The organism is uncultured Methanobrevibacter sp. (genome assembly GCF_900316895.1).
GTDB lineage: Archaea > Methanobacteriota > Methanobacteria > Methanobacteriales > Methanobacteriaceae > Methanocatella.
This window is the reverse complement of record NZ_ONER01000095.1, coordinates 1-7,854: the sequence shown is the minus strand read 5'-3', so window position 1 is coordinate 7,854 and position 7,854 is coordinate 1. Positions and strand designations below refer to the sequence as shown.

Below are 7,854 nucleotides of genomic sequence, written 5' to 3'. Positions count from 1 at the left end.
TCATTTCGTTGATGATACTGTTGTCTGGACTATTGTCGTGTCTAATGCTGCTAATGGTACTAATGCTACTAATGTTGTATTGAAAGATACTTTCCCACCAGCAGGATTCAACATCGTTGGTTTCACTGCTAGTGAAGGTACTACTTATAATATCGGCACTGGTGTTTGGACTATTGGTGACATGGCTAACGGTACTAGTGTAACTTTGACTATTACTTCAATTGCTAAACAAAAAGGTACATTCACTAACCATGCGAATGTTAACTGTACTGAGCATGAGTGGAATTACGCAAACAACTACGATAATGCTACAGTTGTTGTTTACCATTACTAATGTCGGTAATGTGACATACATTGAAACCTTAACTGTTGTCGACAGCTTACCTGAAGGTTTAGAGTATATTGATACTGTAAGCATAACTGGTGCTGATGTTGTTCAAAGAGCCTCAGTTGATGGAACTGGTCAAGTTGTAACTTGGAAAATTACCAATATTAAAGCTGACGTCCCTGCTATAATTACTGTTAAAGCAAGGGCTAATGTTCTTGGTAATTTAACAAACAATGCTACTGTAATCGGACCTAATGGCACTAACAAAACTGTTAACTGCACTATTGATGTTAAACCGATCTGTGATTTAGAAATTCTTAAAATTGTTGATAAGAAAGTTGTCTATGTCAATGAATTTGTTGAATGGAGAATTATAGTTGTAAATCATGGTCCTTCTACTGCCCCTAATGTTGTTGTTAAAGATAATTTACCTGCAGGATTAAAGGTAATTAATGCAGCACCATCTAAGGGTACTTTCAATGAGAACACTGGAATTTGGAGTATTGGTGATGTTGAAAATAACACTTCTGTATTCCTTGTTTTAGTTACTCAGGCTGTAAAAGAAGGTTCATATACAAACGTTGTTGTTGTAAACACAACTATCAATGAAACCAATTACACAAATAATAAGGCAAGTAACAATACTAATGTAAAACCGATTTGTGATATCGAAATCACTAAAGTTGTTAACTTCGATAAAGTTTACGTTGGTGAAAACGTTATTTGGACAATTAAAGTCAAAAACAACGGTCCATCTACAGCAAATAATGTTAAAGTTTCAGATCAGTTACCTAAAGGTTTAAAAGTTCTGGATGCTGAAGTGACTAAAGGATCATTCAACATGAACACTTATGAATGGACAATTAGCTCACTTGCAAGCGGTGAAAGTGCAATCCTTAAACTTACAACCAAAGTTGGTCGTGAAGGATTAATCACTAACCCGGTTTCAGTAACAACTACAACCGAAGAGTCTGACTACACTAATAATAAGGCAAAAGACACCACTGAAGGAATTCCAATTGTTGATTTAAGCCTTAAAAAGTATGCTGACAAACCAGTATATCATAAAGGAGATAAAATGCATTGGACTATTGTTGTTACCAATTATGGCCCAAGCACTGCAACTGATGTTGTTGTGACTGATGTTTTACCATCAGGAGTCAAATTCATCAGATTTGTAGCTTCCAAAGGTACTTATAATCCTTCAACTGGAAAATGGAACATTGGTAAATTAGCTAAAGGTGAAACTGCTACTATCGAAATTTACTGTAATGTAACTGCTGAAGTAGGAACTATTACCAACTTCGCTAGCGTAACCTGTAATGAAACCGATAGTAATCCGGACAACAATAATGATAGTGCTACTATCAAGGTTGAAAAAGCTCCGGATAATCCGGTTACTCCTCCTACAATGCATCCTACTGGTAATCCTATCCTGATGGTTGTCTTGTCATTACTCGCAATAGTTGGCGTGACTTTAAGAAGAAAACTTTAAGCTTGTTATGGGAAATCAATTTTCCCATAATTCTTTATTTTTTTTAGCAAAAATTTAATTTCAATTTAATGGAATTCACCGATAAAAATTTAACACTTATTCTCAAAAAACTGTCATTTAATGATACTTATTTTTCAGTATATTAATTCATTCACATAATTTTTTAAAAACAATTTTGTTTATCTACATTTAATCAAACATATTCTACATTTTCACACAATTCCAATATTTTAAAAGTTATTAGTGAGATATATACTATTGATTAAATTATATTGTGTGATTAAATGAAAAGTGATAGTGTAAAAAAAGGAATTCAAAGAGCCCCACACAGATCATTGCTAAGAGCTTGTGGACTTGATGATGAAGACTTTAAAAAACCATTCATTGGTATAGCAAATAGTTTTACAGACATTGTTCCCGGCCATATTCACTTAAGAGAACTTGTTGAATTTGTAAAAGATGGTATTGTGGCCGCTGGCGGTATCCCATTCGAATTCGATACCATGGCAGTCTGTGACGGAATCAGCATGAACCATGAAGGAATGAAATATTCCCTGCCTTCAAGAGAGATTATCGCAGCGACTGTTGAAAGTATGACAAAAGGGCATGCTTTCGATGGACTGGTATTGATTCCAAGCTGTGACAAGGTTGTTCCCGGCATGATAATGGGAGCTGCTAGAGTGAATGTGCCTTCAATTGTTGTCACTGGAGGACCAATGGCATCAGGTGAGTATAACGGTAAACCTGCTGATTTGATTACAGTATTTGAAGCAGTTGGCGCTTATTCTGCAGGCAAAATGTCTGAAGAGGAAGTAACTGAACTGGAAAAATGTGCATGTCCTGGAGCCGGAAGCTGTTCAGGACTATTTACAGCAAATACTATGGCATGCATAACTGAAACATTCGGTCTTTCCCTTCCAACCTGCGCTACAACCCATGCAAGAACTGAAGAGAATAATCAGATTGCATTTGAATCCGGTAAGCAGATTATCAAGCTTGTTGAAGATGATATCAAACCTTCAGATATTTTGACTCAGGAGGCCTTCAACAACGCCATTGCGGTTGACATGGCATTGGGAGGATCATCCAACACAGCACTTCACATACCTGCAATCGCCAGTGAAGTCGACGGCATTGATGTGGATTTGGAATTGTTCGATGAAATATCAAGAAACGTTCCCCACATTGCACTTATCTCTCCTGCAGGTGAGGATTCAATGATGGATTTGCACCTGGCCGGTGGTATTCAGGCAGTTCTTAAAACATTGGGAGATAAGATTGACACCGATCAGCTGACCGTAACAGGAAAGACTATTGCCGAGAACCTGGAAAACGTTGAAAACAAAAACACCGATGTTATCCATACTCTAGATAATCCTGTACATAAGGATGGAGGAATAGCAATCCTTAAAGGTAATCTTGCACCTAACGGCAGTGTAGTTAAGAAAGGTGCTGTTGCAGATAACCTAATGCATCTTAAAGGACCTGCAAAGGTATATGATTCAGAGGAGGATGTTACAAAGGCAATATTTGACCACGAAATCGAAGAGGGAGATATTGTTGTTATCAGATATGAGGGACCTAAAGGCGGACCTGGAATGCGTGAAATGCTGAATCCAACATCAGCCCTTGCAGGAATGAATATTAAGGATGTCGGGCTGATAACCGACGGAAGGTTTTCAGGAGGAACCAGAGGGCCATGTATTGGACATGTATCTCCTGAGGCAAGGGAAGACGGACCTATTGCCGCAATTCAAAATGGCGACATCATAGAAATAGACATTGAGAACAGATCCATCAGTGTCGAGTTGTCCGATGAAGAAATCGAAGCAAGGTTAAAAGAAGTTAAACACCCTGAAAGTGACGTTTCAGGATGGTTGGCATTATATCAAAAGCTTGTTCACTCAGCAGACACCGGTGCTATTTTAAGGTAGTGTAATCATGGAAATATTAAAATACTCTGAAATTGATTTGGAAGATACAATTAAAAGGTCAGAACAGGATGTCAATAATGTTTTGGGAACAGTATCTGAGATTTTGGAAAATGTTCGAATAGAAAAAGATAAGGCAATTCGTGAATATACTGAAAAATTTGACGGTGTTCTAATAGAAAATTTGAAAGTATCCAAAGATGAAATTGAAGAGGCATATGAAACATTGGATGATGAATTACTGTCCGCTTTAAAAAATGCTGCAGATAATATCGAAAGATTTCATAAAAAGCAAATTCCATCCGAATGGGAAATGGAAGTCAATCCAGGAATAGTGGCAGGCCAGATTGTAAGGCCGATTAATTCAGCAGGATGCTACATACCTGGAGGAAGGGCAGCATATCCTTCATCAATACTGATGACAGTAATTCCTGCTAAAATCGCAGGGGTTCGCAAGGTGGTCTGCGTAACTCCGCCTCAAAAGGACGGCAAGATTCTAGATGCAATTTTAGTGGCTGCCGACATTGCAGGTGCCGATGAGATTTATAAGGTCGGAGGAGCACAGGCAATTGCAGCGCTTGCATATGGAACCGAATCTGTGCCTCGAGTAGAAAAGATTGTAGGTCCTGGAAATATATTCGTTACTGCAGCAAAGAAACTTGTCTATGGTCAAGTAGATATTGAGTTTCCGGCAGGACCTTCTGAAGTTCTTATTCTGGCTGATGAAACTGCTAATCCGGAATTTTTGGCAACCGATATTCTGGCGCAGGCAGAGCATGATCCTAATGCATCTTGCTTTTTGGTGACCGATAGTGAGGATTTGGCTCTCAAAACCGATGAGTTCGTAAAGAAAATGACTGAAACTGCACCTAGACGTGAAATAATCGAGGAATCATTATCAAAAAGTGGAAAAATCATTATCACTGACACTTTTGAGGAAGCAATTCTTGTTACAAATGAATATGCCCCTGAACATTTAATCATATCCACAAAAGATGATGACGAAACATTATCACATATAAACAATGCAGGTTCAATCTTTTTAGGCGCTTATTCACCTGTTGCCGCTGGAGACTATGGATCCGGAACAAACCATGTGTTGCCTACAGGGGGCGGGGCCAAAATGTATTCCGGTCTGTCCACTGAAGCCTTTATTAAAAAACCAACCGTTCAAAGACTTACCAGGGACGGTTTGAAAGAACTTTCAAAAACCTCTGTTCCGATTGCGGAATATGAAGGATTCTTTGCACATGCAAATTCATTCAAAACAAGATTAAGGGATGATTAGATGGATTTTGAAAGAGTTGACATGAGGGAAATGACTGAAGAGGAAATGATCAAGGCCGGGGAAATGGCAGAAATAGTTTTTAAGCTCAATCACACAATGCCAAACACCGATGAGTACAACAGTCTTTTAAAAGAGCTGTTGGGCGATAATTTAGGTGAAAACAGTCAAATCATGGCTCCTATTGCTGGTGCGGCATTTGACCGTCTGAAAGTGGGCAATAATGTTTTCATCAACTCCAACTCATTACTGATGGCCCGTGGCGGAATAACAGTTGAAGACGACGTTATGATGGCGGCAAATGTTCAGCTTCTCTCAAACAACCATGACGAGTATGACAGGCAGGTCCTGACCTGCAAGCCGATCCATATTAAGAGGGGAGCCTGGATTGGTGCAGGAGCAAGCATCCTTCCTGGTGTTACAATCGGGGAGTATGCGATTGTCGGTGCAGGAGCCATAGTTACAAAGGATGTCGGCGACTATGAGGTTGCTGTTGGAGTTCCAGCTAAAGTCGTTAAAACTTTGGATAAGGATAAGTTCTGATATCTTATCCGCTTTTTTTTATTTTCATTACAATTTTTTAATTCCTTTATAACTTTATGAAATAACTTTAATTTTGCTAAAAAAGATTCTACATTATTTAAATATCATGATTTTAATATATTTCACTCAATAGATGAATTAATAACTTAATTGCCTGATTGGAAATGTAGTTATGTATGTCTATTTTTCCTCTTGTATTGGGAGGTGAGGGATTCATGTTAGGTATTCTGATGATACTTGACATGTATTGATTATGCTTGATGTCATTGTAATCTATAACCATTACCATGGCTGATAGGGTAATCTCTTATGACTGATGAATTTTGTAAGGTTGGTTCTTGATTTTTCAAGGTCGTCCACTGGAAGTTTTGCGTAACTCTTCCCAGCCTTATTTAATTCTTTTTATTTAATATTTTAGTTATTTTCTCTTAATTTCTTCATATACTCCTTAATATCTGTTTTTTTTTTCAATTATTAGTTACCTTTATATGTCATCTTATTCTATTTTATAATAGAATATGTTTTTTCATATTCGCCACTTTCTATACAAGAAAGAAATCAGATAATAAACAGTTGTCTAATTGGGTGTAGTTTAATAGATTTTTCTATTAAACTTAGACAACACTATTTTTTATATTTAATAATTAATCATGTCTTTATTTTTAAAAATAACCTGTTTCTGAATAGTTTAGTTAACTTTATATATTATGTTATTCTATTTTATTATAGAATATGTTTTTTCATATTCGCCACTTTCTATACAAGAAAGAAATCAGGTAATAAACAGTTGCCTTATTGGACGTAGTTTATAGCTTTTGCCTATAAACTAAGGCAACACTCATTTTTAAATTTTTAATAATTTAATTAAATTATTTTTACAAACCTCGAGGTGAATAATTTGCAAGGTTTATTAAACGATTGGAGAAGAACAAACTATGCCAATGAATGCAATCCTGAAATAGCAGGAGAAGACATCACAATCATGGGTTGGGTGCACGAAATCCGTGATTTCGGTGGAATCATGTTTGTCATCATTCGTGATGTCACTGGCAGAGTTCAGGTAACAGCTCCAAGCAAAAAAGTAGACGAAAAGATAATGGAAGAATTAAGAGAACTCAGAAAAGAATCTGTTGTAGCGATTAAAGGTTTAGCTCAGGAAGCTGGAAAAGCACCAAACGGTGTTGAAATCCAACAGAAAAAGTAAAAGCAGGAATAGACACAAGACTGGATTCAAGATTTTTGGATATCAGAAAGGAAAATGTTTCTGCAATTTTCAAGATTAAAGGACAAATGTTCCATACCATCAGAGATTACTTCTATGATAATGGATTTTATGAAATTAACACTCCTAAACTGGTGGCATCAGCTACTGAAGGAGGAACAGAATTATTCCCGATTACCTACTTTGAAAAAGAGGCATTCTTAGGCCAATCCCCACAATTGTACAAACAGATGATGATGGCTGCCGGAATGGATAAGGTATTTGAAATCGGCCAGATTTTCAGGGCAGAAGAGCACGATACCTTAAGACACTTAAACGAAGCTGTCTCCATAGATGCTGAAGCTTCATTTGCAGATGATGAGGACGTAATGAAAATATTGAATGACATGCTCGTCAATGTTATAACAGACATTAATGAAAACTGCGCTGACGAATTGGAAGTGTTAGGCCATGAATTGGAAGTACCTAAAGGCGATTTCCCTCATGTAACCTATGATGAAGCTGTTGACATCGTAAATTCAAGAGATGTTGCAATGGAATGGGGAGAAGACTTATCCCGTGAAGCTGAAAAAGTTTTAGGAGATGCAATGGGAGGATTCTACTTCCTGACCAGATGGCCTTCTGAAATCAAACCGTTCTATGTAATGCCTGTTGAAGGTGAAGAGCAGTACTCTCACGCATTCGATTTAATGTACAATAACTTAGAGTTATCCTCCGGTGCTACCCGTGTACACCAGTATGACCTTTTAGTTAAACAAATCGAAGAACGTGGTCTTAACCCTGCAGGATTTGGAAGCTACCTTAAAGCCTTCGAATACGGTATGCCTCCTCATGCAGGATGGGGTGTAGGTGCCGACAGATTGACCATGGTGCTTACAGGATCTGAAAACATTCGTGAATGTGTACTCTTCCCAAGAGACCGACACAGATTAACTCCTTAAGCATGAAAGAATACGATATAGCTATTATTGGTGGAGGTCCTGCAGGAATCATGGCAGCTATTGCCGCAAGCAGGACTTCACGTGTAATTTTGCTTGAAAAGAATCCGTC

The 7,854-nt window shown here is 37.6% G+C and carries 7 protein-coding genes and 1 pseudogene; 7 read left to right on the top strand and 1 reads right to left on the bottom strand.

Annotated features, from left to right (window positions below):
* From QZN27_RS08765 to QZN27_RS08745, 5 genes are all read left to right on the top strand, one after another.
* The coding region (locus QZN27_RS08765) for a DUF11 domain-containing protein (RefSeq protein WP_296786530.1) at nucleotides 1-334 on the top strand (334 nt) is incomplete at its 5' end.
* Complete coding sequence (locus QZN27_RS08760) at nucleotides 276-1,823, top strand: DUF11 domain-containing protein (RefSeq protein ID WP_296786527.1); 1,548 nt, start codon at nucleotides 276-278, stop codon at nucleotides 1,821-1,823. The genes QZN27_RS08765 and QZN27_RS08760, both read left to right, overlap by 59 nt.
* Nucleotides 1,824-2,107: 284 nt before the next feature.
* Nucleotides 2,108-3,757 (top strand): dihydroxy-acid dehydratase, encoded by a 1,650-nt coding sequence (gene ilvD, locus QZN27_RS08755; RefSeq protein ID WP_296786524.1) that lies wholly within the window; start codon nucleotides 2,108-2,110, stop codon nucleotides 3,755-3,757.
* 7 nt (nucleotides 3,758-3,764) lie between these two features.
* Entirely contained in the window at nucleotides 3,765-5,042 is a 1,278-nt protein-coding gene (gene hisD / locus QZN27_RS08750; protein WP_296786522.1) for a histidinol dehydrogenase, read from the top strand.
* The gene (locus QZN27_RS08745; protein ID WP_296786520.1) at nucleotides 5,043-5,582 is read left to right on the top strand and encodes a DapH/DapD/GlmU-related protein; all 540 of its coding nucleotides are present in this window, start codon (nucleotides 5,043-5,045) and stop codon (nucleotides 5,580-5,582) included.
* 112 nt (nucleotides 5,583-5,694) lie between these two features.
* Here the strand turns inward: QZN27_RS08745 and QZN27_RS08740 are convergent, their stop codons facing one another.
* The gene (locus QZN27_RS08740; RefSeq protein ID WP_296786517.1) at nucleotides 5,695-5,871 is read right to left on the bottom strand and encodes a hypothetical protein; all 177 of its coding nucleotides are present in this window, start codon (nucleotides 5,869-5,871) and stop codon (nucleotides 5,695-5,697) included.
* 609 nt (nucleotides 5,872-6,480) lie between these two features.
* On the opposite strand from QZN27_RS08740, the pseudogene aspS reads away from it, so the two are divergent.
* Together aspS and QZN27_RS08730 are read left to right on the top strand one after the other, a co-directional pair.
* Nucleotides 6,481-7,745, top strand: a pseudogene (aspS, locus tag QZN27_RS08735) (aspartate--tRNA(Asn) ligase).
* A 2-nt stretch (nucleotides 7,746-7,747) separates the two neighbouring features.
* A partial coding sequence (locus tag QZN27_RS08730) for an FAD-dependent oxidoreductase (protein WP_296786533.1) occupies nucleotides 7,748-7,854 on the top strand: 107 nt, incomplete at its 3' end.